At 68.2% G+C, this 25,429-nt stretch carries 26 protein-coding genes; 7 read left to right on the top strand and 19 right to left on the bottom strand.

The window, feature by feature from the left end; genetic code table 11:
• Positions 1–12: 12 nt before the first annotated feature.
• The gene (locus tag OYT95_RS03290) at positions 13–987 is read right to left on the bottom strand and encodes a bifunctional riboflavin kinase/FAD synthetase (RefSeq protein WP_037232696.1); all 975 of its coding nucleotides are present in this window, start codon (positions 985–987) and stop codon (positions 13–15) included.
• 176 nt (positions 988–1,163) lie between these two features.
• Between OYT95_RS03290 and OYT95_RS03295 the strand changes: the two genes are divergently transcribed.
• Complete coding sequence (locus OYT95_RS03295; protein WP_037232625.1) at positions 1,164–1,877, top strand: metal-dependent transcriptional regulator; 714 nt, start codon at positions 1,164–1,166, stop codon at positions 1,875–1,877.
• A gap of 4 nt (positions 1,878–1,881) precedes the next feature.
• On the opposite strand, the gene truB is transcribed toward OYT95_RS03295, so the two are convergent.
• The 11 genes from truB to rimP form a co-directional block, all read right to left on the bottom strand.
• Positions 1,882–2,799, bottom strand: a complete 918-nt coding sequence (gene truB / locus OYT95_RS03300) for a tRNA pseudouridine(55) synthase TruB (protein WP_037232628.1) — start codon at positions 2,797–2,799, stop codon at positions 1,882–1,884.
• Between the two features lie 38 nt (positions 2,800–2,837).
• Positions 2,838–3,521 carry a 4'-phosphopantetheinyl transferase Npt gene (gene npt, locus OYT95_RS03305; protein WP_037232631.1) on the bottom strand — a complete coding sequence of 228 codons (684 nt, stop codon included), beginning with the start codon at positions 3,519–3,521 and terminating at the stop codon, positions 2,838–2,840.
• Positions 3,518–4,447 (bottom strand): metallophosphoesterase family protein, encoded by a 930-nt coding sequence (locus OYT95_RS03310; protein WP_037232634.1) that lies wholly within the window; start codon positions 4,445–4,447, stop codon positions 3,518–3,520. The genes npt and OYT95_RS03310 overlap by 4 nt, the downstream gene beginning before the upstream one ends.
• Before the next feature lies 1 nt (position 4,448).
• Positions 4,449–5,837: an MATE family efflux transporter gene (locus OYT95_RS03315; RefSeq protein WP_037232637.1), complete on the bottom strand. Its 1,389-nt coding sequence runs from the start codon at positions 5,835–5,837 to the stop codon at positions 4,449–4,451.
• Between the two features lie 12 nt (positions 5,838–5,849).
• Positions 5,850–6,851 (bottom strand): DHH family phosphoesterase, encoded by a 1,002-nt coding sequence (locus OYT95_RS03320; protein ID WP_037232640.1) that lies wholly within the window; start codon positions 6,849–6,851, stop codon positions 5,850–5,852.
• Between the two features lie 11 nt (positions 6,852–6,862).
• The gene (gene rbfA, locus OYT95_RS03325) at positions 6,863–7,351 is read right to left on the bottom strand and encodes a 30S ribosome-binding factor RbfA (protein ID WP_005240675.1); all 489 of its coding nucleotides are present in this window, start codon (positions 7,349–7,351) and stop codon (positions 6,863–6,865) included.
• Positions 7,352–7,465: 114 nt separating this feature from the next.
• A complete protein-coding gene (locus OYT95_RS03330) occupies positions 7,466–7,756 on the bottom strand; it encodes a DUF503 domain-containing protein (RefSeq protein ID WP_005240674.1) in 291 nt (96 codons plus the stop codon).
• A 101-nt stretch (positions 7,757–7,857) separates the two neighbouring features.
• Positions 7,858–10,785 (bottom strand): translation initiation factor IF-2, encoded by a 2,928-nt coding sequence (gene infB, locus OYT95_RS03335; protein ID WP_112299237.1) that lies wholly within the window; start codon positions 10,783–10,785, stop codon positions 7,858–7,860.
• A gap of 105 nt (positions 10,786–10,890) precedes the next feature.
• On the bottom strand, positions 10,891–11,244 hold the full coding sequence (locus OYT95_RS03340; protein WP_268790841.1) for a YlxR family protein: 354 nt from the start codon (positions 11,242–11,244) through the stop codon (positions 10,891–10,893).
• A 44-nt stretch (positions 11,245–11,288) separates the two neighbouring features.
• Positions 11,289–12,320 (bottom strand): transcription termination factor NusA, encoded by a 1,032-nt coding sequence (gene nusA, locus OYT95_RS03345; RefSeq protein WP_105419289.1) that lies wholly within the window; start codon positions 12,318–12,320, stop codon positions 11,289–11,291.
• Complete coding sequence (gene rimP / locus OYT95_RS03350; RefSeq protein ID WP_037245703.1) at positions 12,317–12,889, bottom strand: ribosome maturation factor RimP; 573 nt, start codon at positions 12,887–12,889, stop codon at positions 12,317–12,319. Before rimP ends, nusA begins: the two co-directional genes overlap by 4 nt.
• A gap of 196 nt (positions 12,890–13,085) precedes the next feature.
• On the opposite strand from rimP, the gene OYT95_RS03355 reads away from it, so the two are divergent.
• From OYT95_RS03355 to OYT95_RS03370, 4 genes are all read left to right on the top strand, one after another.
• Positions 13,086–13,613, top strand: coding sequence for a hypothetical protein (locus OYT95_RS03355; protein WP_037245701.1), 528 nt, complete (start codon positions 13,086–13,088; stop codon positions 13,611–13,613).
• A complete protein-coding gene (locus tag OYT95_RS03360) occupies positions 13,610–14,053 on the top strand; it encodes a ferritin-like domain-containing protein (protein WP_037245699.1) in 444 nt (147 codons plus the stop codon). Before OYT95_RS03355 ends, OYT95_RS03360 begins: the two co-directional genes overlap by 4 nt.
• Before the next feature lie 101 nt (positions 14,054–14,154).
• Positions 14,155–14,640 (top strand): nuclear transport factor 2 family protein, encoded by a 486-nt coding sequence (locus tag OYT95_RS03365; RefSeq protein ID WP_037245696.1) that lies wholly within the window; start codon positions 14,155–14,157, stop codon positions 14,638–14,640.
• Positions 14,637–15,464, top strand: a complete 828-nt coding sequence (locus OYT95_RS03370; RefSeq protein WP_037245693.1) for an SDR family NAD(P)-dependent oxidoreductase — start codon at positions 14,637–14,639, stop codon at positions 15,462–15,464. The genes OYT95_RS03365 and OYT95_RS03370 overlap by 4 nt, the downstream gene beginning before the upstream one ends.
• Before the next feature lie 705 nt (positions 15,465–16,169).
• Here OYT95_RS03370 and OYT95_RS03375 read toward each other — a convergent pair.
• Positions 16,170–17,615 (bottom strand): DHA2 family efflux MFS transporter permease subunit, encoded by a 1,446-nt coding sequence (locus OYT95_RS03375; protein ID WP_037245689.1) that lies wholly within the window; start codon positions 17,613–17,615, stop codon positions 16,170–16,172.
• A 103-nt stretch (positions 17,616–17,718) separates the two neighbouring features.
• Here OYT95_RS03375 and OYT95_RS03380 point away from each other — a divergent pair, with 103 nt between their 5' ends.
• The gene (locus OYT95_RS03380; RefSeq protein ID WP_037245687.1) at positions 17,719–18,345 is read left to right on the top strand and encodes a TetR/AcrR family transcriptional regulator; all 627 of its coding nucleotides are present in this window, start codon (positions 17,719–17,721) and stop codon (positions 18,343–18,345) included.
• Positions 18,346–18,375: 30 nt separating this feature from the next.
• A complete protein-coding gene (locus OYT95_RS03385) occupies positions 18,376–19,023 on the top strand; it encodes an FHA domain-containing protein (RefSeq protein ID WP_052033821.1) in 648 nt (215 codons plus the stop codon).
• Here the strand turns inward: OYT95_RS03385 and OYT95_RS03390 are convergent, their stop codons facing one another.
• The 6 genes from OYT95_RS03390 to OYT95_RS03415 form a co-directional block, all read right to left on the bottom strand.
• Positions 19,024–19,986 carry an alpha/beta fold hydrolase gene (locus tag OYT95_RS03390; RefSeq protein ID WP_009479797.1) on the bottom strand — a complete coding sequence of 321 codons (963 nt, stop codon included), beginning with the start codon at positions 19,984–19,986 and terminating at the stop codon, positions 19,024–19,026.
• Positions 19,987–20,202: 216 nt separating this feature from the next.
• Complete coding sequence (locus tag OYT95_RS03395; protein WP_037245764.1) at positions 20,203–20,661, bottom strand: Hsp20/alpha crystallin family protein; 459 nt, start codon at positions 20,659–20,661, stop codon at positions 20,203–20,205.
• A 266-nt stretch (positions 20,662–20,927) separates the two neighbouring features.
• On the bottom strand, positions 20,928–21,224 hold the full coding sequence (locus OYT95_RS03400; protein WP_037245682.1) for a hypothetical protein: 297 nt from the start codon (positions 21,222–21,224) through the stop codon (positions 20,928–20,930).
• Positions 21,225–21,343: 119 nt separating this feature from the next.
• A complete protein-coding gene (locus OYT95_RS03405; protein WP_037245679.1) occupies positions 21,344–21,745 on the bottom strand; it encodes a hypothetical protein in 402 nt (133 codons plus the stop codon).
• A gap of 136 nt (positions 21,746–21,881) precedes the next feature.
• Positions 21,882–23,612, bottom strand: a complete 1,731-nt coding sequence (locus tag OYT95_RS03410) for an acyl-CoA dehydrogenase family protein (protein ID WP_037245676.1) — start codon at positions 23,610–23,612, stop codon at positions 21,882–21,884.
• Positions 23,613–23,680: 68 nt separating this feature from the next.
• Positions 23,681–25,426 (bottom strand): proline--tRNA ligase, encoded by a 1,746-nt coding sequence (locus OYT95_RS03415; protein WP_037245673.1) that lies wholly within the window; start codon positions 25,424–25,426, stop codon positions 23,681–23,683.
• Between the last annotated feature and the right edge of the window lie 3 nt (positions 25,427–25,429).

The following is a 25,429-nucleotide window of genomic DNA, read 5'->3' on the forward strand; positions in this document are numbered from 1 at the left end:
AATGGGACGGTTTTACCGCACGTCCTCCGACGCCGCCAGGATCGCGCGCGCACGCTCGGCGTCCTTGCCCATCGCGACGATCAGGTCGTCGACCGAATCGAATTTTTCCATCCCGCGGAGGCGCTCCACCAGATCGACGGCCACGTGCTGGCCGTACAGGTCGGCTTCCCGGTCGAGCACGAAGGCCTCCACGGTGCGCGTCCGCCCCGAGAACGTGGGGTTGGTGCCCACCGAGACGGCGGCCATGTACCGCTCGCCGGAGGTGACCGTGCCCAGGTCGACTCCGTGCCCGAGCACGGTGAACCAGGCGGCGTACACGCCGTCCGCGGGAATCGCGGCATACATGGGCGGCGCGACGTTCGCGGTCGGATAGCCGAGCTGCCGTCCACGACCGTCGCCGTGGACGACGACACCCTCGACGCGGTGCGGGCGGCCGAGGGCCTCCGTCGCGGCGGCCATGTCGCCGGCGTCCACGCACGAACGGATGTAGGTGGACGAGAACGTGACCGCATGCTCTGCGAGCAACGTCACACCGTCGACCGCGAACCCGAACCGGTCGCCGATCTGACGCAGCAGGTCGACGTTGCCCGCCGCCTTCTTGCCGAACGTGAAGTTCTCACCGACGACGACCTCCGCCACGTGCAGGCGCTCCACGAGAATCTCGTGGGCGTACCGCTCCGGGGTCAGCTTCATGAATTCGGCGGTGAACGGCATGACGCAGAACACGTCGATGCCCAGCTCCTCCGCGAGCTCCGCCCGGCGGGCGAGCGTCGTGAGCTGGGCGGGATGACTGCCCGGACGAACCACTTCCATCGGATGAGGATCGAAAGTCATGAGCACGCTGGGTATTCCACGCGTGCGGGCAGCCGCCACCGCTCGACTGATCAGTTGGGCGTGACCTCGGTGCACGCCATCGAATACGCCGATCGTGAGAACACAACGACCCCAGTCGGCAGGAACCTCGTCGAGACCACGCCATCTCAGCACGAGTGGCAGCCTACGGTGCCGCGCGCCGATGTTCATCTCCGGACCGGGTGTCCGGCCGCCCCGCTCGCCGGGGAAGCGCCACGACCTCGCGGTTCGCGGTCGCCCGGGCAGTCTCCCGACGACGGATCAGGTGTGTCGATGTGTCTCGCCGGTAAGACTTGCCTAAGCTCGTTGGCGTGGCCGTGAACAAGAATGACCAGAGCGTGACCGAGGACTCGACCTCCGAGACCGGGGCTCTCTCGGCAGTGGCGCAGGACTACCTCAAGGTCATCTGGACCGTTCAGGAGTGGTCGCAGGAGCGGGTGTCCACGAAATTGCTCTCCGAGAAGATCGGGGTGTCGGCGTCGACCGTGTCGGAGGCCATTCGGAAACTGTCCGACCAGGGCCTCGTCGATCACGCCCGCTACGGGTCCATCGCGCTCACCGAGGCGGGGCGCGTCGCCGCCGTCGGAATGGTCCGCAGGCACCGCCTCATCGAGACGTATCTGGTGCACGAACTGGGATACGGCTGGGACGAGGTGCACGACGAGGCGGAGGTCCTCGAACACGCCGTCTCGGATCTGATGATCTCCCGGATGGACGCGAAGCTCGGCCATCCCGAGCGCGATCCGCACGGCGATCCGATTCCCGCGGTCGACGGCTCGGTGCCCACTCCCCCGGCACGTCAGCTCAGCGACTTCGTCAACGGCGAGAGCGGCCGCATCGCCCGGATCTCGGACTCCGACCCGGCGATGCTGCGGTACTTCGACTCGGTCGGTGTGGCACTGGACGTCACGGTCACGGTGCTGGAGCGACGCGACTACGCCGGAACCGTGTCGGTCCGGCTCGGCGCGCACGAGGACTCCATCGAGCTCGGAAACCCCGCAGCCCAGGCCATCTGGCTGGTGTGAACCGCTACCTCAGGGTCGCGGGGCGGACCACCATCACGGAGCTTGCCCGCCGTCCCCGCTCCTGGAGCAGCGCGATCGTGTGCCCACTCGGATCGATGGCGGCGTAGACCCCCTTGATTCCGATCGGCTCGAGCCACCTGCCCTGACTGATCGATTCGGCCTCGTCCGCGTCGATCTGCCGGTGCGGGAACGCGGTCTGCGCGGCGGCGTCGATGTCGAGACTGACCCCCGGTTCCTCGGCCAGCTGCTCCAGCGTCCGCGCGTGCTCGAGCGTGAACGGTCCCACCCGGGTCCGACGCAGCGAAGTGAGGTGCCCGCCGACGCCGATCAGCGCGATCCCCAGATCACGCGCGAGCGCCCGGACGTACGTGCCGGAGGAACATTCCACCTCGACGTCGAGGTCGACGAACGTGCCCTCGGTGCGCCTCCCGATCACCTCGAACCGAGACACCGTGACCGAACGGGGAGCGAGTTCGAACTCCTCGCCCGCACGGATCAGTGCGTGCGCCCGCCGGCCGTCCACCTTGATGGCGCTGACGCTCGACGGGATCTGCTGGATGTCGCCGGTGAGGGTGTGCACCTGCGCGGCGATCTCGTCGTCCGTCACGCCGGACGCATCGGCGGACGCGACGACCTCGCCCTCGGCGTCGTCGGTGGTGGTGGCCTGACCCAGCCGGATCGTGGCCGTGTACGCCTTGGTGGTCAGAGCGAGGAGCCCCAGCAGCTTCGTCGCCCGCTCCACACCGAGCACCAGCACCCCGGTGGCCATCGGGTCGAGAGTGCCCGCGTGCCCGACCTTCCGGGTGCCGAGCAGCTTGCGGCACCGGGCCACCACGTCGTGGCTGGTGACGCCCGCGTCCTTGTCGACGATGAGCAGTCCGGCGCCGACGAGACCGGAAGAGGGCTTTTCACGTGCAGACACGAGGTCCGATTCTGCCAGCCGTCGTCACCGCACCGAAATCAGTGCACCGCAATGGCGGTGATGATCAGGCCGTCGGACACCATCCACCGTCCGTCGAACGACGCCAGTGGTGGGCCGTCGACGGTCTCTCCGGAGATGAGGAGATCCGAATGGAACGTGCCCGTGCCGTCCCCGGACGCCTCGAACGTGATGTGCGCGTCCTCGAACCCGAGCCACCGGGCCGTGAGCGGGAACCACGCCTTGTACGTGGCTTCCTTGGCGCAGAACAGCAGTCTGTCCCGGTGCACCGGCCCGCCGTTGGCGGAGCGCCACTGCCCGGAGTCCGCCGCGCCCGACAGCCAGTCGCGTTCGGCGGGCAGGCTCACCGCATCCAGCACACCGTCCGGCAGCGCCTCGTGCGGTTCCGCGTCGATCCCCACGGACCGCACCTGCATGGCGTAGCCGAGCACCGCGCCGCGGTAGCCGTCGCAGTGCGTGAGGCTCCCGACCACGCCGCGCGGCCACACGGGGGAACCCTTGTCGCCCCGCAGAACAGGGGCCGGGTCCACGCCCAGCTTCGTCATCGCCAGACGGGCGCAGTGCCGTGCGGTGGTGAATTCGCGCCGCCGCTTCTCCACCGCCCTGCCGATCAGCGCCTCCTCCTGCGGGTGCGGACGCAGGCCCGGCGGATCCTCGAACAGTTCCGAGGACACCACCCCGGCAGGCAGAATTCTCTCGATCACAGGGCCCCCCTCGCCCGCATCTTCTCCACTTCGGCTTCCTGTTCGGGAGTGACCTTGAAGTGGCCTCCCCACTTGTTCAGTGTTCCCGGCGGGTACTCCGGCACCGGGAGGATCTGCCGCAGGAGCCGGTCCGGGAGTCCCCGCCGCTGCCACTCCCGCGGGTAGCCCAGCGACACCTCTTCGAACCGCACCCCGTCGTAGTAGGTGGTCCGCGGAATGTGCAGATGCCCGTACACGGCGCAGACGGCGTTGTACCGGGTGTGCCAGTCCGCGGTCAGTTCGGTGCCGCACCAGAGGGAGAACTCCGGGTACCACAGCACCTGCGTCGGTTGACGCACCAACGGGAAGTGGTTGATCAGGACGGTGCGGGTGCCTGCGGGCAGGGCGTCCAACCGGGCCTTCGTCGTCTCGACGCGGTTGCGACACCACGCATCCCGGGTTCCGTACGGTTCACTCGACAGCAGGAACTCGTCCGTGGCCACCACGTTCTTCTCGCGCGCGATCGCGAGACCTTCCTCCTTGGTGGTGGCGCCGTCGGGCAGGAACGTGTAGTCGTACAGCAGGAACATCGGGACCAGCGTGATCGGGCCGTCCTCCGCCTCCCACACCGGGAACGGGTCCTCGGGGGTGATGACGCCGATCTCGCGGCACATGGTGACCAGGTAGTCGTAGCGGGCGGCGCCGTGGATCTGCACCGGATCCTTCGCCGTCGTCCACAGTTCGTGGTTGCCGGGAACCCAGATGACCTCGGCGAAACGACTGCGCAGGAGTTTCAGCGCCCATCGGATGTCGTCGGTCTTCTCCGAGACGTCGCCCGCGACGATCAGCCAGTCTTCGGGCGAGTCGGGATAGATGTCCTCGGCGATCGGGCGGTTTCCCCGGTGCCCCACATGGATGTCGCTCACCGCCATCAGTTTGGGTGCCACGTCAACCACCTTTCCGATCGTGTTCCGCCGCGGGATCGCTGTCCGATCCGTGCCGTGTCTGCAGGTCCGCCCCGACCACTGCCCAGCGGCCCGTGCCCACGCGCCACACGACCGCGAGCATCCGAAGAATTATGAACACCGTGAGTCCCGTCCAGATCCCCGCCAGGCCCCAGTCGCGCAGCATCGACAGCCAGATCAGTGGCAGAAATCCGACCAACGCGCAGGACAGCGTGGCATTCCGGAGGAAGGCGACGTCGCCGGCCCCGAGCAGTACTCCGTCGAGGGCGAACACCACTCCGGCGACCGGCATGATCGCGACGAAGAACCACCAGGCCACCGCCATCTCGTCGAGCACGGCCTGATCGGAGGTGAACAGTTCGGGGATCACCCCGTGGCCGAGGGCGAAGATCAGGGCGAGCCCTGTGGCGAAGATCGTGGACCACCGGGTGATGCGCCACGACAGTCGCGTGGCGCCCTTGGCATGTCCGGCGCCCAGCGCGGCACCGACCAGCGCCTGTGCGGCGATGGCCAGGGAGTCGAGGGTGAGTGCGACGAGGTTCCACAGCTGCAGCACCACCTGGTGGGCGGCGACCGCGGCGGCACCGAACCGGGACGCGACGGCGGCCGCCGAGAGGAAGCACGCCTGGAAGGCCAGGCTCCGCAGGATCAGGTCCCGGCCGAGCACCATCTGGGCGCGCATGACGTGCCACCGCGGACGCAACGGCACCCGCTCCACCACCAGCGCTCCGATGAACAGGCTCGCGGACACCGCCTGCCCGATCACGTTCGCGACCGCCGAACCCTCGAGTTCCAGCCGCGGCGCACCCCACAATCCGTGCACCAGAACTGGGCAGGCCACGGCCGACACGACGAGACCGGCGATCACGAACCGCAGCGGTCGAACCGTGTTCTGCACACCGCGCATCCACCCGTTGCCCGCCATCGCGACGAGGATCAGCGGGGCCCCGAACACCGCGATCCGCAGCCAGCTCTCGGCGGCCGCCGCGATGTCGGAGCCGCCCGCGATCGCCGACGTGACCGGACGCGCGAACAGGTGGGCCAGCGCGATCACGAGCGCGCCGATACCCAAGGCCAGCCACGTGGCCTGCACGCCCTCCCGGACCGCACCACGCTCGTCGCCGGCCCCGTGCATACGGGACGCGCGCGCCGTCGTGCCGTAGGACAGGAACGTCAGCTGTGTGCTGACCTGGGCGAGGATGAGACCGCCGACCGCAAGGCCCGCGAGCGCCAGTGCGCCCAGCCGACCGACGACGGCGATGTCGAAGAGCAGATAGATCGGTTCGGCAGCGAGCACGCCCAGCGCGGGCAGCGCCAGCCCGAACACCGTCCGGGCGGTCGCATCGCCCGTGACTTCCGAGACGTCAGCCAATGATTTCGGACCTCAGCCGAGCGATTCGACGAGCAAGGTCACGATCTCGTCCGCAGAGCCCTCGGCCGTGTAGCCGGCGGCGAACCGATGACCGCCGCCGCCGAGGTACCCGGCGATCACCGACACGTCCACGTCGGACTTCGATCGCAGCGACACAGACCACGTGCCGTCCACGGCCTCCTTGAGGACCGCGGCGACCTCGGCCTCGGACGTCGTCCGGACGATGTCGATGACGCTTTCGATCTCCTCCGAGCGGAGGTCTCCGATGTAGGCCTGCCGGATCACGGCGTACACCAGTCCACGCCCTCCCGCTGCGTCGGGGACGAGAGTCGCCGATCCGAGCACCGAGGACAGCATGGGCAGCCAGCCGAACGGGTGTGTGTCGAGCAGGCGCCGCGCGATGCGGGCTCCGTCGATTCCGGTGGCGAGCAGCCTCTCGGCGAGAGTGTGGGTGCCGGGCTGCACCCAGCGGAACGAACCGGTGTCGGTCACGAGTCCCGCGTACAGGCAGTGCGCCAGATCGGCGTCGATCTCCACACCCCACAGGTCGAACATCTGCGCCACGACAGCGGTCGTCGACTCCGCGGACTCGTCGATCACGTTCATGCGACCGAAGCGGGTGTTGGACCGGTGGTGATCGATGACGAGGGTCTCCCCCGCGTTCGCGAGCCGATCGGCGAGCTTCCCGAGACGCCCGGCACTGCCGCAGTCGACGGTCACGAGCAGGTCGACGTTGCGGCGCACCTGATCCGCAGGCACCAGCAGGTGGGTGCCCGGCAGTTCACGCATCGACTCCGGCAGTTCGTCGGGCGCGCCGAACGCGACCTGCACCGGAATCCCCTTGCGCTCGAGCACCAACGCCAGGGCCAGTCCACTGCCGATCGTGTCGGCATCGGGTTGGACGTGACACAGAATCGTCACCGACGTCGCGTTCTCGAGAACGGCGACCGCCTGCGGCAGAAACACCTCGTGACGATCGAGATCAGACAGGGACGTCTCCTGAGTGTGGGTCATGTCGGTTCGTGTCAGTCCGCCTGGCGGGAACCGGAGGGCTCGTCGACTTCGGCGTCGTCCGCGTCCTCGGCTCGGGGCTCCTTGTACGGGTCGGGATCGCCGGCCGGGGACGCACCGGCCGCGACACGCGCGACCTCGTCGTCGGCGGCGCGAGCACGGGCGAGGAGTTCCTCCATGTGCCGTGCCGTGTCGGGGACCGTGTCCGCGACGAACGTCAGCGTCGGAGTGAACCGGACTCCGGTGCCTGCGCCCACCTTCGAGCGCAGAACGCCCTTCGCCTTCTCCAGCCCTGCGGCTGCGGAGGCGAGGTCCGGTTCGGACTCGAGGTCGGCGCCCATCACGGTGTAGTACACGGTGGCGTCGTGGAGGTCGGCCGTCACCTTGGTATCGGTGATCGTGACGAACGCCAGGCGAGGGTCTTTGATTTCGTGGTCGATCGCCGTTGCGACGATCGTGCCGATGCGCTTGGCGAGTTTGCGTGCCCGGGCGGGATCCACCATGACAATCAGACTCCTCTCCCTGGCCGCTGGATAAGTTGTGAAGTTGCGTGTGTAGCTGTATTTCATTCTGCACGCCGGGCCGCCGACGCGGCGGGGCGGGCAGGGCACTCCGAGTCAGTCCTCGGGGCCGAAAATCCTTCGCCGGACCGCAAGGAGTTGCAGTTCCGGCAGCTCGGCGACGTGCCGTTCGCACGTGTCGAGTACCTCGTGTACGTGATCGACCGCCGAACTCGCCATCGTGACGCCGAGCATCGACCGGCGATACCGATCCTGTTCGCCGGTCTCGGCGGCCGAGACGCCGTAGCGTCGCAGCTCCGCCAGTACCGGTTTGACCATTGCACGCTTCTCTTTCAGAGATCGCACGTCACCGAGCAAGATGTCGAGCTCGAGCGCACCGACGTACAAACTTTCCTCCTTCGGGGAGACGTGCGCTCCCCCGGCCGATCGACTCGGCCGGAGAAGCGCACGCCGGATGACGCTGCTACGTCACCCCAAACGGATGGCGACTAGTCGCGCGGCTTTTCCCGAAGCTCGTAGGCCTCGATGACGTCACCGACCTTGATGTCGGAGTAGGTGAGCGTCAAACCGCACTCGTAACCCTCGCGTACCTCGACAGCGTCCTCCTTCTCCCGCTTGAGCGAGGAGATGGTGACGGTCTCGGCGACAACCGTGTTGTCACGCAGCAGCCGGGCCTTCGCATTGCGACGGATGGTACCCGAGGTGACGAGGCAACCGGCAATGTTGCCGACCTTGGACGAACGGAACATCGCGCGGATCTCCGCCTTGCCCAGCTCGACCTCTTCGTAGATCGGCTTGAGCATGCCCTTGAGAGCCTTCTCGACCTCGTCGATGGCCTGGTAGATCACCGAGTAGTACCGGATGTCGACGCCCTCGCGGTTCGCCAACTCGGTCGCCTTGCCCTCGGCGCGGACGTTGAACCCGATGATGATCGCGTTCGACGCAGCGGCCAGGTTGACGTTGGTCTCGGTGACGCCACCGACACCACGGTCGATGACCCGCAACTGCACCTCGTCGTCGATCTCGATGCCGTGCAGGGCCTCTTCCAAGGCCTCCACGGTTCCCGAGTTGTCGCCCTTGAGGATGAGGTTGAGCTGCGACGTCTCCTTGAGAGCCGAATCCAGGTCCTCGAGGCTGATGCGCTTGCGGCTCTTCGCGGCCAGAGCGTTGCGCTTACGCGCATTGCGCCGGTCAGCGATCTGACGGGCGATGCGGTCCTCGTCGACCACGAGCAGGTTGTCGCCTGCACCGGGGACCGACGTGAAGCCGACCACCTGGACGGGACGCGAGGGCAGGGCCTCGAGCACGTCGTCGCCGTGCTCGTCGACCATGCGGCGCACACGTCCGTATGCGTCGCCGGCCACGATCGAGTCGCCGACCCGCAACGTTCCGCGCTGGATGAGCACGGTCGCGACGGGGCCGCGTCCACGGTCGAGGTGCGCCTCGATGGCGACACCCTGAGCGTCCATGTCCGGGTTGGCCCGCAGGTCCAGGGCAGCGTCCGCCGTCAACAGCACGGCTTCGAGCAGTGCGTCGATGTTGGTGCCCTGCTTCGCCGAGATGTCGACGAACATGGTGTCTCCGCCGTATTCCTCGGCGACCAGTCCGTACTCGGTGAGCTGCTGCCGGATCTTGTCCGGGTTCGCGCCTTCCTTGTCGATCTTGTTCACCGCGACCACGATCGGCACGTCGGCCGCCTGGGCGTGGTTGATCGCTTCCACCGTCTGCGGCATGACGCCGTCGTCGGCGGCGACGACCAGGATCGCGAGGTCGGTGGCCTTGGCGCCACGGGCACGCATGGCCGTGAAGGCCTCGTGACCGGGGGTGTCGATGAACGTCACAAGACGCTCGTTGCCGTCGAGCTCGGTCAGCACCTGGTAGGCACCGATGTGCTGCGTGATGCCGCCGGCCTCGCCCTCACGGACGTTGGCCTTACGGATCGTGTCGAGCAGTCGGGTCTTACCGTGGTCGACGTGGCCCATGACGGTGACCACCGGCGGACGGGACTCGAGGTCCTCTTCGCCACCTTCGTCTTCGCCGTAGGTGAGGTCGAAGCTGTCGAGCAGCTCGCGGTCCTCGTCCTCCGGGCTGACGACCTGGACGACGTAGTTCATCTCGCCGCCGAGCAGTTCGAGCGTCTCGTCGTTGACCGACTGGGTCGCCGTCACCATCTCGCCGAGGTTGAACAGTGCCTGCACCAACGCTGCGGGGTTCGCGTCGATCTTCTCCGCGAAGTCCGACAGGGATGCACCGCGGGCGAGGCGAATGGTCTCGCCGTTGCCACGGGGCAACCGCACGCCGCCGACGGCGGGCGCCTGCATCGAATCGTATTCCTGGCGCTTCTGACGCTTCGACTTGCGACCACGACGCGGGGCACCACCGGGGCGACCGAACGCGCCTGCTGCCGCACCGCGCTGACCGGGGCGTCCACCGCCACCGGGACGACCGCGGAAACCACCTGCAGGTGCTCCGCCACCGGGCGCACCTGCACCGGCACCGGGAGCTCCGCCACCGCGGTATCCACCGCCGCCGCCACCGGGACGACCGCCGGGGGCTCCGCCGGGACGGCCGGGACGACCGCCGGGAGCGGGACGTGCCGAACGAGCAGGCATCGCGCCCGGGTTCGGGCGAGGAGGCATCGAGCCCGGGCTGGGACGGGGACCGCCCTGACCGGGAGCCGGACGGGGACCGCCCTGACCCGGTGCCGGACGAGGTCCACCCTGACCGGGAGCCGGACGGGGACCGCCCTGACCCGGTGCCGGACGAGGTCCACCCTGACCGGGAGCCGGACGGGGTGCACCCGGACGCGGTGCGCCGGGAGCGGGACGGGGCGCCGGACGCTCGGCGGGAGCCGAGGAGTACGGGTTGTTACCGACACGCGGGGGCTTCGGGCCGGGACGGGGTCCGCCGGGCTTGGCGCCCGTGGACGGAGCCGCGGGGGCACTGGCAGCCGGAGCGGCCGGGGCTGCGGGTGCGGCCGGAGCCGGGGCAGCCGGGGTGGGGCGACCGGGCTTGGGAGCATTGGTCGCCGGTGCAGCCGGGGTGGCTGCGCTTGCTGCGGGCGCGGCCGGAGCCGGGGCCTGCGCCTCGGGGGTGGCTGCGGGGGCTGCCGCCGCGGGTGCGGCCGGAGCCGGAGCCGGGGCTGCCGGCTTCGGGCCGGGACGCGGACCGCCCGGCTTCGCTGCGGTCGCCGGGGCGCTCGGCGCGGGTGCACCGGGCTTGGCAGCCGGACGGGCTGCGGAATCGGCGGACTTCGCCGACGGGAAGGACTCCCGCAGACGCCTGGCGACGGGCGCCTCCACCGTGGAGGACGCCGACTTCACGAACTCGCCCTGCTCCTTGAGCGTTGCGAGTAGTTCTTTACTTGTGACACCGAGTTCTTTAGCCAACTCGTGCACGCGGGCCTTGCCTGCCACTGCTCTCCTCACTGATGAGGTCGAGCAGGAGGCTCCCCTGAGAGGGGCCCGCACGACCTCGGGTTATCTCCGATGGACGATCATCGCTGGTGCTTCACGGTGTGCTCATGAGTGCTTGTGCCTGTTCTGTTCGAGAGGTACTGCTCTGGGTGGGTGCCCTGCTCGTACCCAGTGGTCGACTTCTGAACTGTCGACACTTCCGGACACTCGCAGTGCTCTGCCGAATGCTCGGCGTCGTTCCGCGAGACTCAGGCAAGCCTCGGCGGGGTGCAGCCACGCACCTCGACCGGGAAGCCTGCGCCTCGGGTCCGGGACGAGAACGTGACCTTGCGGCCCGCTCTCACTAACCACAACCCTGAGCAGATCGACAGCCAGCGCGCGCTCCCTACATCCTATGCATGTTCGGACCGGTGAACCGGTAGGAACGCGCGCGGAATCGGGGTGCTCATGCTGAACCATTGACCACTCTACCGCCGACTCGCCCCGATCTCCGCATTCCCGGCTCAACGACTGGTCGCGGCGGGTCCGCCTGCCGACTCGGGGGCGGGTGCGGCGTCACTGCGGATGTCGATTCGCCACCCGGTCAAGCGTGCAGCAAGGCGGGCATTTTGCCCCTCCTTGCCGATGGCGAGGGACAGCTGGAAGTCGGGGACGACGACACGTGCGGCCCGCGCCTCGGGGTCCACGACAGTGACGGAGACCACTTTCGACGGCGACAGCGCGTTACCGACGAACCGGGCCGGGTCTTCGTCGAAGTCGATGATGTCGATCTTCTCGCCGGCGAGTTCGCTCATCACGTTGCGCACCCGCTGGCCCATCGGCCCGATGCACGCACCCTTGGCGTTGAGTCCCTGCACCCGCGACTGGACGGCGATCTTCGACCGGTGCCCGGCCTCCCGGGCGACGGCGATGATCTCGACGGAACCGTCCGCGATCTCCGGAACCTCGAGCGCGAACAGCTTGCGGACGAGGTTCGGGTGGGTGCGCGACAGCGTGATCTGCGGTCCCCGCTGTCCACGGGCCACACCGACGACGTAGCACTTGAGTCGCTCGCCGTGCTCGTAGTTCTCGCCGGGCACCTGCTCGGCGGGCGGGATCAGACCCTCGGCGCCGCTGGCCTCGCTGCCGATCCGCACCACGACCATCCCGCGCGAGTTCGCGCGGGTGTCGCGCTGGATCACGCCGCCGACGATCTCACCCTCGTGGGTGGAGTACTCGCCGAAGCTCCGCTCGTGCTCGGCGTCGCGCAGTCGCTGGAGGATGACCTGGCGGGCGGTGGTCGCGGCAATCCGGCCGAAACCTTCCGGGGTGTCGTCCCATTCCTCGCCGACCATGTTGCCGTCGGCGTCGACGTCGTGCGCCATCACACGCACGATGCCGCTCTTGGTGTCGACGTCGATCCGCGCGTGCTGCTGATGCCCCTCGGTGTGCCGATAGGCGGTGAGCAACGCGGTCTGGATGGTCGAGATGACGGTCTCGATCGAGATGCCCTTGTCGGCCTCGATGGCGCGCAACGCCGCAATGTCGATATTCACTTGTCCAACCCCTCTACTACTTCTTCATCTTCCGACGCGTCTGCGTCCGCGGGTGCCACGCGACCCTCGGGAATCCCGCCCGCGAGTTCCAGCTCTCGCGGGTCGGGTTTCGAGAATTCCACTTGCACAACAGCTTTCTGAATGTCCGGGAGCGCGACGCGCCGAACCTCCGGGCCCGTACGCGAGCCGATCACCACCGCGACCGAATCGCCGTCGAGGACGCCGATCCGACCCACGACGGTCTCGTGCGCAAGATCGATGCGCGCCTTGCGGCCGCGGGCCCGGCGCCAGTGCCGCTCGTGCGTGAGCGGCCGGTCGATACCGGGAGACGTGACCTCGAGCGTGTATGGCGACTCCCCGAAATCGGACACCGAATCGAAGACCTCGGAGATCTCGTGGCTCAGGTTCGCGACCGCGTCGAGTTCGAGCCCGGCGTCGCTGTCCACCATGATCCGGACCGCGCTGTGCCGACCCGCGAGGGTGACCGCAACGCCCTCCAAGTCGTAGCCCTGGCGTTGCACCAGATCGGAGATGAGCTCCGTCACCCTCTCCTTGGATGGAACCGGCATCGGGGAAGCTCCTCGTTTCAGTTGTCGCTCGTCGTCTTCGTGGTCTGGCAGGTCATCGTGCCGCGCACGCAGCACCACGAACCCGCCGGGACGGGTTCGAGCATCTAAGAGTAACGCTGATTCGACGCGCCCGTGACCAGCCCCGGTGCTCGATTCCCGGGATCGCGGCCCGACCTGGCACCATGGACCGGTGCTCATGCCCACCGTCTCCCGGCCCCCGACATCCGGTCCGGCCGTGTCCCGGCGCACCGCTCTCCGGTTCGCAGCCGCCTCGGCCTTCGGCGTCGCGAGCGTCGCCCTGCTGGCGGGGTGCGCCGACGACGCGGACTCCGACACCGAGGTCGATTCACTCGTCGAGCAGTCGCGTCTGGCTCGTCGTGACGCCGCCGGTGCGGCGGCCACGATCGCGCTGCTCCCCGATCGCGGCGCGGCGCTCGAACTCGTCCGCGCCCAGCGCGCCGCGCACGCCGACGCACTGGATGCCGAAATCGCCAGAGCTGCAGGAACTTACCTGGACGGCACCGCACCGACCACGTCCGCTCCCCCGTCGACGACACCGACCGCACCGGCACCGCCGCCCGGCCTCGATCAATTGCGGGCCTTCCTGGCCGAGTCGCAGCGCAGCGCAGCCGATTCGGCGCGCGCACTGACCGCCTACCGGGCGGGGCTCTGCGCGTCGATCAGCGCGGCATGCGGAACGTATCTGGCGGTGGTGCTGCCGTGACGACACCCACTGAAGCCGAGGGTAAGAGCCTCGCCGACGCGCTGACCGCCGAACATTCCGCGGTGTTCGCCTACGGAGTGGTCGCCGCATTCTCGAATCCCACCCGGGCCACCCAGGTGGCCACCGCCGCCGCAGCCCACCGGGCGCGACGGGACGGGCTCCTGGACACGTTGACGGCGGCAGGACTGACGGCCCCGGCCGCCGAGGCGGGCTACACCCTGCCGTTCCCCGTCACCGATCCGATCACGGCCGCACAGTTGGCGGCCCAGGTCGAGGCCGACACCGCCGTCGCGTGGCGGGCGGTCGTCGAACACGGTGAGACGGAGGACACCCGCACGCTCGGCGTCACCGCGCTGACCGAAGCGGCCGTCAGGGAGGCCACCTGGCGGGCGGCTCTCGGGACCGATCCGGTGACCGACCCGTTCCCCGGCCAGCCCTGACGACGCGCAGGTTCCCGCCCAGCGGGATTCTGCACCCGCCTGTCGCGTTCGCGGCCTAGCGTCTGTCCCGACACGGTGTACGGCAACGGGAGGACGGCGGCGTGGACGAGCGCTCGGTGGAGCAGCGTCTGGCGGACCTGGAGCGGATCGACGCGATCAAGGCGCTCAAGTACCGCTATTGGCGAGCGTGCGACGGCAAGGATCCGGACGCGTTCCGTTCCTGCTTCGTCTCGTCCGGGGCATCGATCGACTTCGGGCCGCTCGGCCGGTTCGACGACGCGGACCGGCTCACGGACATCTTCCGCAGGATCGCGCTCCATGAAGTGGACGGCAAGCACGTGATCCTTGACATGCACCACGGCTTCCATCCGGACATCGTGCTGCACAGCGACACCGAGGCGTCGGGCGCGTGGACGCTGAAGTTCCGCCAAGTGGATCTGCTGAAGCGGACGGAGACCGTGTCCTCCGGCGAGTACGACGACGCCTACCGTCTCGAGGACGGCGTCTGGCGAATGTCGCGATGCCACTTCACCACTCGATGGTCGATCACCCGCCCGCTCCCCCAGGACACGGTGGTCGTCCAGTGAGCGCCGGGGTAGCTCTGGTTACCGGGGGGAGCCGCGGCGTCGGCAAGGGTGTGGCGACGGCGCTGGGAGCCGCGGGGTGGACCGTGTACGTCACCGGGCGCGGCCCGCTGACGGAGGAAAGCCCACTGGCGGTGTCGGCGCGAACGGTCACCGATGCCGGCGGGACCGGCATCGCGGTGGCCTGCGATCACCGCGACGACGACGACGTGCACAGCCTGTTCGCCCGGATCTCGGTCGAGCAGGCCGGCCGGCTCGACCTGCTGGTCAACAACGTGTGGGCCGCGCCCAAGGGATTCGGCGGGTTCAGCACGCCGTTCTGGGAGCGGCCGCTGGACGACTGGGACTCGCTGATCGGCGTCGGTCTGCGTGCCCATTACGTCGCGTCCGTGGAGGCTGCGCGGTTGATGGTGCCCCGCCGCTCCGGGTTGATCGCGAACATCTCGTCGTTCGGGACGCGCGGGCATCTGCACTCGGTGCTGTACGGCATGTCCAAGGCCGGGCTGGACAAGATGGCCAGCGACATGGCGGCGGAGCTGGCTCCGCACGACGTGCGTGCGGTCTCGCTGTGGCCGGGCATCGTGCGGACGGAGATGATCGTCGCCAGCGGCCTCGAGACCATCGCCGGCTTTCCCGTCGCGGACGCCGAGTCCCCCGAGTTCATCGGCGAGGTGATCTGCGCCCTGGCCGCGGACCCCACCCTCCCGGACCGAAGCGGGCACACCTTCGTCACGGCGGAGCTGGCCGTCGAATACGGCATCACCGACACTCAGGGCCGGACCCCGCCCTCGCACCGGGAACCGTTCGGCGGCGGCCCCCTCTTCTGAGCACCGGGCGCCCGTCCACTCAGTTCACGTCGCGCCGGCGGACGAGCCAGACCGTGCCGAGGGCGAACGCGGCGACGTACCCGGCCAGGAGAAGCACCGACGTGCCGCCGTCGAGGATGTTCAGGCCCGCCGGCAACGCGCCGAGACGGCGGAATGCAGCGCCCTGAACGAGCAGTGTCGATGCGCCAGCAAGGAGCGGCCTCGCGATCGCCCGCAGACTGCACGATGTTCTCGCACACAGCCTCTAACTGATCTCGTGCAGGCCTCGGTCTCGCTCGAGCTGTGGGACAGCAGACCCGAAAGGTCCCAGGAAGAGCTGTCCACGATCAAGTTCGCGAGCCGCGACGCGATCGGCAACGTCCACGCGCTGTTGTCGTCACTGCGGGTTTCGGTGAGGACAGCCCGCCGATCGCGCCAACCGCATGGATCGGGGACCTGGACGGTGCGGTCGAATGCACCCGTGCCGCGGGTCTAGCGGGGACGAAGCCCTTCGGCCGATCGGCGGACAAGCCGCACTGGTACTCGCGGTCGAGTATGGGCGTGACCCAGCTCGTCGGGGCGGGTGACGTCGGATCTCCGGCGTGTGACGCCCGCCAGGTCGCGCAGTACGCCGTTCCCGGCGAAGTCTCCGATGCGTTCCTCCCTGCCCTGGAACTGATGCGGGCCCGGAACTCACGGTCCGGGCCCGCCCGCACTCCGGCAGGGTCACGTCGTCGCCAGGACCGCCTTCGATCGTCCCGGCATGAGGGCCGCGGCGACGACGGCGACGGCCACGAATCCGGCTCCCACGTACAGGGCCGGCGCGAGGGCGTCGATGTATCCCGACGGCGTCAGACTGCCGCCCACACCCAGGAACACCGCGGTCAGGAGCGCGATCCCCAGCGCGACGCCGATCTCACGGAGCGTCGCATTGGTCGAACTGGCAATGCCGTGGTCGGCCTCGGGCATGTCGGCCAGGACAGCGGTCGCGTTGGGAGCGAACGTCAGACCCATACCTGCGCCCGCCATCACGAATGCCGGAATCATGCTGCCGTACGTGGCGCCGGGAACGATGAGTGACGCCATCCACAGCAGGGACAATCCCTGCAGGACCAGGCCGGTTACGAGGAGGGTCCGGACTCCCAGCCGCGGCGCGAGCAGGCCTGCGATCGGGGCCACCAGCATGGGGGCCGCCGTCCACGGCAGAGTCCGCAGGCCGGCCTCGAACGGGGAGTACCCCATGACGATCTGGAGGTACTGCGACAGAAGGAAGACGGCGCCCATCATTCCCAGCGTGAACGTCAGCCCGATGACGTTGGCCAGGGAGAACTGACGGGACCGGAACAGCCGCAGAGGCATGACGGGGAACGGTGTGCGCAACTCGCGCACCACGAACGCCGCGAGCAACACCGCCGATGCGCACAGGGCACCGAGCACCGTGGCGCTGGTCCAGCCGTCGTCGTTGCCGTGCACGATGCCCCAGACTCCGAGGAACACGGCTGCTCCGGCCAGGACGACACCGAGTGGATCCAGTGGCTGCCGCTTTCCCTTCGACTCACCGAGCGCGTAGAGCGCCAACGGGATCGCGACCGCTGCGACAGGAACGTTGATCCAGAACACGGCTTGCCACGACACCCCGTCGACGACGGCGCCGCCGATCACCGGGCCGAGGGCGATGCCCAGTCCCGAGACGCCGCCCCAGATCCCGATGGCGAGGGCGCGCTTGGCGAGCGGAACGGCACCGGCCAGCAGGGTGAGGGAGAGCGGCATGATGGCTGCCGCACCGATGCCCTGGACAGCGCGTGCGCCGATGAGCATCTCGGAGGTGGTCGACAGGGCCGACGCGATCGACGCCAGCGCGAAGAGCATTATGCCCCAGAGGAATACACGGCGGCGACCGAGTCGGTCCCCCAGCGTCGACAGCGTCAGCATCAGCGTCGCGAAGGCGAGCGTGTAGGCGTTCATGAACCATTGCAACTGCCCCACCGACGCACCCAGGTCGCGCTGGATGACCGGTAGCGCGCTGGTCATCACGAGATTGTCGAGTGTGGCCATGAACATCGGTATCGAGGCGGCGACGATCGCCAGCCATACCGGCACCATCCGGCTGCGGCCCTGCCCCGAGGGAGGCGCCGCCGATTCGTGTTCCAGGCGTTCGGAGAGTGTCGTCATGACGGGTCCTCGTATCCGAGTCGTGAGTGCGGGATGAAAGAGGTTGTAAGCATCAGATGATTACTTATTTCGAAGACTAGTAATCGACTGATAACATGTCAACATGGCATCGCCCGTGAAACAGACCCGGATGAGCGCGACCGAACGTCGCGAACTCGTACTGGCCGCCGCCTCCCGGGCGTTCGCCCGGGACGGCTATCACGGCACCAGCACCGACGCCGTCGCACGCGAGGCCGGGGTGTCCCAGCCCTACGTGGTGCGCATGTTCGGTTCCAAGTCGCGGCTGTTCGCAGACGTCTTCGACCGCGCGATGCGTCGGATCATGGACACCTTCGAGCCCTACTTCGACGATGTCGCCGCCGACCCGGAGAACGACGAGTCGTGGCTCCCGATGGGCATCGCGTACACCGAACTGCTCGAGGACCGCGACCTCCTGCTCGTGATGATGCACGGCTTCACATCCGGCGCGAACCCGGAGATCGGCGCGCTGGCCCGCGACTGGATGTCCCGGCTCTACACGCAGATCCGAACGCGCACCGGCTGCAGCCCGGAACGGGCCCGTACGTTCATCGCCAACGGAATGCTGCTCAACACCCTGCTCGCCATGCAGGTCCCCGAGCATGCCGGGCAGGATCCGGCGCTCGAGGAACTGGCCGTGTGCGCGTTCGGCAGCACCCTGGACGCCGCGGGCTCCGAGAACTCATCCGTGATCGGCGATTTCCGCTCTTGATCTTGCTCAGAGGACACGCGGCGGGGCACGATGGAAGCGTGCCGAAGGGGTGTCGCCGTGGACCGAGCCGTTGAGTCTCGACTGAGCTATTCCGACCGGGAGGGTCACCACCACACCGTGGACCTCTCCCCCACTTCCGCGCGCGTCACGATCGGACGGTCGCCCGGTTCCGATCTGCTCCTCACCGAGGACGACGAGGTCTCGCGACTCCATGCCGTCCTCGAATGCGTCGGCTCGCACTGGACCATCCTCGACGACGGGCTCTCCCGCAACGGCACCTTCGTCAACGGGGAACGGCTCGCCGGGCGTCGTCGGCTCCGCCAGGGCGACAGCATCCGCATCGGGGGGACGAAGATCCGGTACCTGGAATTCGGCGGCGCACTCGACGAGGCCACCCGGATGGGAACCGACATGCCCGAGGTCCGGTCCCTCACCGACACCCAGCGGGCGGTCCTCACGGCACTGTGCCGCCCGTACAAGCACGGTGCCGCGTTCGCGAATCCCGCGTCGAATCAGCAGATCGCCCAGGAACTGTTTCTCAGTGTCGACGCGATCAAGACTCACCTCCGGGCGTTGTTCGCGAAGTTCGGCGTCGGTGATCTCCCGCAGAATCAGAAGCGGGTCAGCCTGGCCGAGCGGGCCATGCGCAGCGGCATCATCAACGAGCGCGATCTCTGATCAGCCCACCGCCATCAGTTCGCGGTCGAAGGCGGCAGTCTCACCGTGCGCGATCCGCTCGACGAGGCCGATGATCGCGAGTGCGACGTCGGCGGCGCGCTCGAGGATCACCGAGTGGCCGGCCCCGTCGACGCTCACGAGCTCCGAGGCGGGGAGCTTCGAGGCCATCGCGACGGAATGCTGGAGCGGGGTGAGCATGTCCACCGAGCCGCACAGGATCAGCGACGGAATGTGAGCGAGCGCTGCGAGGGAGTGCCGCTCGTCGAACCCGAGCAGGGATTCGAGGAAGCTCGACATGGTGACGACGGACGTCGTGTTGGCCATGGCGGAGACCAGCGCCGCCAGCCGAGGATCGACGACTCGGTTGCGGGCGCCTGCCGCGCGGGCGATCGCCGTGCAGACGGTGCGTCCCACACGCTTCGACCCGTGCACGACCCGGGGCGCCCGGCGCACCGCGGTGCGGAACAGCGACACCGCGGGGCTACGCAGGTGACGTCCGAGACCGGCCTCGGCGAGATCGCACGCCGCGGTGGAGATCAGGGCCATGCCGACGATCCGCGAGCCGATCGTGTGCGGGTTCTGCCGGGTGTAGGACAGCGCGGTCATCCCGCCCATCGAGTGCCCGACGAGGACGACCGGACCGTGCGGTGCGACGGCGTCGAGCACGGAGCCGAGGTCGCGGCCGAGCTGATCGATCGTGTAGGTGGCGGCCGGTGCCTCCCCGGACTCTCCATGTCCGCGGTGATCGTAGAAGACCATGCGAACGTCATTGCGCCAGAAGCGGACCAGCTGCTTGCGTAGTGCCCACCAGGACTCGGTGCGCAGGCAGTGACCGTGAACGAACACCACGGTGGTGGCTGCGTCCGGCGAACCGAACTCGCGCACCGCGAGTGCGATCCCGTCGTCGGTCCGGACCGTGAGGCGACGACCTTCGTGCTCGTGTGCAACCGGGGTGTTCGTCATGATGGCCTCCTCGGTTTCTTCGCTCGCGGCTGGTGAAGCGTTACGTTCTTGCTTGTCCTCTACTGTGCCGCGCACGGTCCGACCCGACCAGGACCCCCAGTGGTGGCCGGTGCACCCGGAGGTGTTGCCCTTTCCACCCCTGGGTGGGTGGACGCGGGCACGCCGAAGCCCCCTCGGCGAGGGGGCTTCCACACAACCGATGTACCGGCTGCAGCGTCAGGCCGTATCGCTCGCGGGACCCGCCTCGATCGTGCGATGCTCACCGGTTCCGAGGCTGGAGACCTCGATCCGCCGCGGCTTCGCCCGTGCGGCGAGCGGGATGGTCACGCTCAGGACACCGTTCTCGTAGGACGCCGAAATGCGGTCGGGGTCGACGCCGTCGCCGAGCGACAACTGGCGCCGGAACGTTCCGCTGAACCGCTCGGACGCGATCCACTGCACGTTCTCCTCGGATGGCGCACTACGATGCGCCGTCAACGTGAGCGTGCCGTTGTCGACACTGACGTCGACGGTCCCCGGATCGACGCCCGGCAGGTCGGCGTGCAGAACGTAGTGGTCGTCGACCTTGTATAGATCCATCGGCATGAATCGCGGCACTCGCGCGGTTCCGGTTTCGGTGCCGAGCAGGCTCTTGGTCATGGATTCGAGATCACTGAAAGGATCGAAACGAAGCACAGGAAACACCTCCCACATCACTCGAGGCGCCCGCCACCCCGACGGGCAGCCAGATTCACTGTGCATCGCTAATTTAGCACTCGACACCCGAGAGTGCCAGTTCGAGAGGACCCCGGAATCTTCGCCTCGTGAGTTCCGGTTCCGGGGTCCTCGCCGCGACGAATCGACCTGTCCGGTCCGCTCGCGACTGGAGGGTATTCTCTACTACCACTTCAGGATGCGGCGCCCGCGTCGGCGCAACCAGACACCCTGGAGTGCGAATTCCGTCACCCCCAGGGTTGCCCCTGGCCGCCGCCGAAGTCGTAGCCTCCGACGCTCGCGCCGTCCGGACCGGCGTTGATGCCGTCGATGGCGATCACGGTGCCGACAGCCGCTCCGCCGATCGTCACGGTGCCGCCCTGAGGGTTCTGTCCGGGCGCGAGGTTGCTCACCGAGGGGTCATCGGCGGGGGCATCGGGTGCCGCCGACGCGATGCCGGCGCCTGCGGCGAGGACGAAGAATGCGGCGGCGACGGTGGCGCCCGTGCGTGTCAGAGCAGTGGAGAAGTCGAAGGACATCGACATGAAAGAACCTTTCACAGTGGGTGGTGCCGGGGAGACGGGGGCAGAACTGACGCCGAGGGGCCGGCACCCGCGGGTGGCGGCCCCTCGAACTTCAGGAAGATCGCGCAATCACAACTCGGTCAGAAGCAGAAGATGAACGAGCAGTTTTCGGTGCTGTCCCCGGCGCCTGCGCCGCCGGCGCCACCCGCACCACCGGTGGCAGGACCACCGCTGCCACCATTGCCGCCGTTGGCGTTGCCGCCGTTGGCACTGCCGCCGTTCCCGACGTTCGTGTTGACGGTCGCACCGTCTCCGACCGCTGCGCCACCGATGATGACGCCACCGGAGTTGTCGACGTTACCGTTTGCGGAGCCGCCGTTGGCGCTCCCGCCGGCGCCGCCTGCGCCGCCCTGCGAACTACCCGGAGCCCCGGCACCGCCGCCTCCACCAGCGGGGTCGGCCGAGGCGATTCCTGCTCCCGCTGTGAGGGCGAAGCCCGCGATGGCGAGAGCGGAAAGGGTGCGCTTGAGGGTGTGTGCCATGTGTGGATCTTTCTGTGGGGGTGGGGTTTTGCTTGCCACATAAGAATGCGCCGATTTCACCCACCCGGACAGGTACCCCAGGGGGCGCAACCGGCACCCCGAGGGATGACGCCACCCCACCCCCCTAGAGCGCTGTCTACGGCCGCATTTCGTACGCGCCGTCGTAGTTCTCCACCTGCGCCCACACCCGTGAGAAACGTTCCGCGTCCACCACCGGGCGGCGAATCGCGCCGAGCGCCCACTTCTGCTGAGCCTCGGTGGCAGACGATTTACCGTGCAGCGCAACGGCATATCCGGAGAAGTCGCGGATCTGGAAGTCGAAGATCTGGTCGATCAGGTCGCGGTCGATCCCGGCGATTGCGGCCTGCTCGAGAATCAGGTGCCCGTAGACCACGAGCGAGAACAGGTGCCCGAGGTCGAGCAGGAAGTCGAGATCCTTCTGCTGCGACGCGTCGGGCGGGGCGGTGGTGAGCAGTTCCCTCAGCGCGGTCGCCTGCTCGTGGAACCGGGCCACATTGGGGATGTCCGAGTGCGCCTCGTAGGTCTTCGTCCAGTCGTGGAACTGAATCTTGCCGGCACCGCGGGTCGGGCCCTGGGCCCAGAAGAAGGCATCGTCGGCGGAGTCGAGCCGGGTGCCGATCTCCGGGTACTCCGCCGGGTTGAGCAGGTAGTTCGGCATGAACTTGAGGATGAGGCCGACGTTGACGTGGACCGTGCCCTCGAGCTTCGGCAGGGTGCCGATCAGCTGGGCGGCCTCGCGGAAGTAGGTGTTCTTCTCGTAGCCCTTCGCCGCGATCACGTCGTGCAGGAGCGCGATCACCTTCTCCCCTTCGGAGGTGACCTTCGCCTTCGTCATCGGGTTGAACAGCAGGTACCGGCGATCGTCGAGACTCGCGCTGCGGAAATAGTCGACGGAGCGTGCACTGAACAGCTTCATCGCGATCAGCCGGCTGTAGGCGTCGACGAAGTTTCCGCGCACGTGCGCGAAGTCGGTGACGGGGTTGCCGTACAGAATTCTGTTGTGCGCGTGGGTGATCGACTCGTAGAACGCGTGCTCGGAGATCCCGATCGATCCCGTGCACAGGTTGAACTTGCCGACGTTGACCGTGTTCAGCGCCGCCTCGAACGCGGCGACCCCGGTGTGGAGGATGTCCTCTTCCCGCACCGGGTAGTCCTCGAGCCGGAACGTGCTGACGTACATCTGGCCGTGCACCACATTGCCCTGCAGGTGGTATGCCGGGTGACGGCTGTCCGCGACGAAGAAGACGTACCCGTCGCTGCCCTCCACATCGGTGCGCCTGCCGAACACCGACACCATGCCCGCAACGTTGCCGTTGCCGATGTAGTACTTGTCGCCGCTCGCGGTGAACGCGCGGCCCGTATCATTCTCCGCAGGGGTCAGCAGCATGTCCGTCGAGTAGACGTCCGCGCCGTGTTCCTTCTCCGACAGCCCGAACGCCAGCACCCCGCCGTCGTCGAGGAGCGTCGCGGCGCGTTCCTTCGCAGCGCGGTTCCCGCTCATCCAGATGGGGCCGAGACCCAGGATGGTCACCTGCCACGCGTACCAGTACGCCAGACCGTAGAAACCGAAGATTTCACTGAGGGCGGCGTTGCGTGCGGCGTCCCAGCGCTTGTCCGGGTCGCCGCCCGCCAGGTCGGCAGGCGTGAGGAACTTCGCGAACAGCTTCTCCCGTTTCACGAACTCCAGGAAGTCGTCGGGCCACACGGCCTCGAGATCGTCCTCGAGCAGCCGCTTCTTGCCCCGCGACTCGAACCACTCGATCAGCGCCCGCAGCAGTCTGCGTGTCTCCGGATCGAAATGCTCGGGATCGTAGGAGGTCGGATCGAACAGCAGGGAATTCGTCACAGCAGGCCTTTCGTCCGGACGTGTCAGGCCAAGCTAACAGTCCGGACGAAAGGCGTGGGGCGGTTTGATCAGCCCCTGACGGTCTCGACGATCTCGCTCAGCGCGGACTCGGCGGCCACCTCGCGGCTCTCGCCGGTGAAGCGGTCGCGGACCTCCACCTTGCCCTCGCCCCAGCCGCGGCCGACGACCACGACCAGCGGGACACCGAGCAGTTCGGAGTCCTTGAACTTCACACCGGGCGACGCCTTGCGATCGTCGAGGATCACCTCGAGACCGGCCTTGTCGAGTTCGGCGGCGAGTCCCTCAGCGCCTTCGCGGGCCGTCTCGTCCTTGTTGGCGATCACCACGTGCACGTCCGCGGGCGACACCTCGGCCGGCCAGCGGAGACCCTTCTCGTCGTGGTGCTGTTCCGCGATCACGGCGACGAGGCGGGAGACGCCCACGCCGTAGGAGCCCATGGTCGGGCGAACGGGCTTGCCGTTCTCGCCGAGCACGTCCACGGAGAACACGTCGGTGTACTTGCGGCCGAGTTGGAAGACGTGACCGATCTCGATTCCCCGGGCCGCGACGAGCGCACCGGCGCCGTCGGGTGACGGGTCGCCGTCGCGGACCTCGGCGGCCTCGATGGTGCCGTCCGGGATGAAGTCGCGGCCCGCGACGAGCCCCACCACGTGCTTGCCCTTCTCGTCGGCTCCGGTGATCCAGCTGGTGCCGTCGACGATCCGCGGGTCGACGAGATAACGAACACCGTTGGCTTGCAGCGCCTTCGGCCCGATGTAGCCCTTGACCAGGAAGGGGTTGGCCGCGAAGTCGGCCTCCGTGAGCAGTTCGAACTCCGCGGGCTCGAGGGACGCGCCGAGACGCTTGTCGTCCACCTCGCGGTCGCCGGGAACACCGATGCCGAGCAGTTCCCACTTGCCACCGGGCTGCCGCGTCTTGACCAGGATGTTCTTCAGGGTGTCCGCGGCGGTGACGGTCCGGCCCAGGTCGGCGCCGTTGGCCCAGTCGACGAGCGTCGCGATCGTGGGGGTGTCCGGGGTGTCGTGCACCTTCGCTGCAGGCAGTCCGTCGAACGGGACGGCCTCGGGAGCCAGCGTCTTCACGGCCTCGACGTTGGCGGCGTAGCCCGACTCGAGGCAGCGGACGTACGTGTCCTCACCGATCTCGCTCTCGGCGAGGAACTCCTCCGACGCGCTGCCACCCATCGCACCGGACGTCGCCGACACGATCACGTACTTGACGCCGAGGCGGCTGAAGATGCGCTCGTAGGCGTCGCGGTGCGCCCGGTACGACTCGGTGAGTCCTTCGTCGGTGAGGTCGAAGGAGTACGAGTCCTTCATGACGAACTCGCGGCCGCGGAGAATGCCGGCCCGCGGGCGCTCCTCGTCGCGGTACTTGGTCTGCACCTGGTACAGGGTGACCGGGAAATCCTTGTACGAGTTGTACTCGCCCTTGACGGTGAGCGCGAACAGTTCTTCGTGGGTGGGGCCGAGCAGGTAGTCGCCGCCCTTGCGGTCCTTCAGCCGGAACAGTCCGTCGCCGTACTCGGTCCAGCGGTTGGACGCCTCGTACGGTTCGCGCGGCAGCAGTGCGGGCAGGGAGATCTCCTGGGCACCGATGCCGTTCATCTCTTCCCGCACCACCCGCTCGACCTCACGCAACACGCGCAGACCCAGCGGCAACCACGAGTAGACGCCGGGCGCGATGCGACGCACATAACCGGCGCGGACCAGCAGCTTGTGGCTGGGGACCTCGGCGTCGGCGGGGTCGTCGCGCAGAGTGCGGAGGAACAGGTGGGACAGGCGGGTAATCACGGG

It is taken from the genome of Rhodococcus sp. JS3073, assembly GCF_026810085.1.
GTDB classification, from domain to species: Bacteria; Actinomycetota; Actinomycetes; order Mycobacteriales; family Mycobacteriaceae; genus Rhodococcus_F; species Rhodococcus_F wratislaviensis.

Excerpts from the sequence above, each read along its gene's own strand:
- OYT95_RS03320 (WP_037232640.1), bottom strand. The coding sequence starts at position 6,851 with ATGACCCACACTCAGGAGACGTCCCTGTCTGATCTCGATCGTCACGAG.
- rbfA (WP_005240675.1), bottom strand. The coding sequence starts at position 7,351 with ATGGTGGATCCCGCCCGGGCACGCAAACTCGCCAAGCGCATCGGCACG.
- OYT95_RS03340 (WP_268790841.1), bottom strand. The coding sequence starts at position 11,244 with ATGGTTCAGCATGAGCACCCCGATTCCGCGCGCGTTCCTACCGGTTCA.
- rimP (WP_037245703.1), bottom strand. The coding sequence starts at position 12,889 with ATGCCGGTTCCATCCAAGGAGAGGGTGACGGAGCTCATCTCCGATCTG.
- OYT95_RS03355 (WP_037245701.1), top strand. The coding sequence starts at position 13,086 with ATGCCCACCGTCTCCCGGCCCCCGACATCCGGTCCGGCCGTGTCCCGG.
- OYT95_RS03375 (WP_037245689.1), bottom strand. The coding sequence starts at position 17,615 with ATGACGACACTCTCCGAACGCCTGGAACACGAATCGGCGGCGCCTCCC.
- OYT95_RS03380 (WP_037245687.1), top strand. The coding sequence starts at position 17,719 with ATGGCATCGCCCGTGAAACAGACCCGGATGAGCGCGACCGAACGTCGC.
- OYT95_RS03385 (WP_052033821.1), top strand. The coding sequence starts at position 18,376 with ATGGAAGCGTGCCGAAGGGGTGTCGCCGTGGACCGAGCCGTTGAGTCT.
- OYT95_RS03390 (WP_009479797.1), bottom strand. The coding sequence starts at position 19,986 with ATGACGAACACCCCGGTTGCACACGAGCACGAAGGTCGTCGCCTCACG.
- OYT95_RS03400 (WP_037245682.1), bottom strand. The coding sequence starts at position 21,224 with ATGTCGATGTCCTTCGACTTCTCCACTGCTCTGACACGCACGGGCGCC.
- OYT95_RS03405 (WP_037245679.1), bottom strand. The coding sequence starts at position 21,745 with ATGGCACACACCCTCAAGCGCACCCTTTCCGCTCTCGCCATCGCGGGC.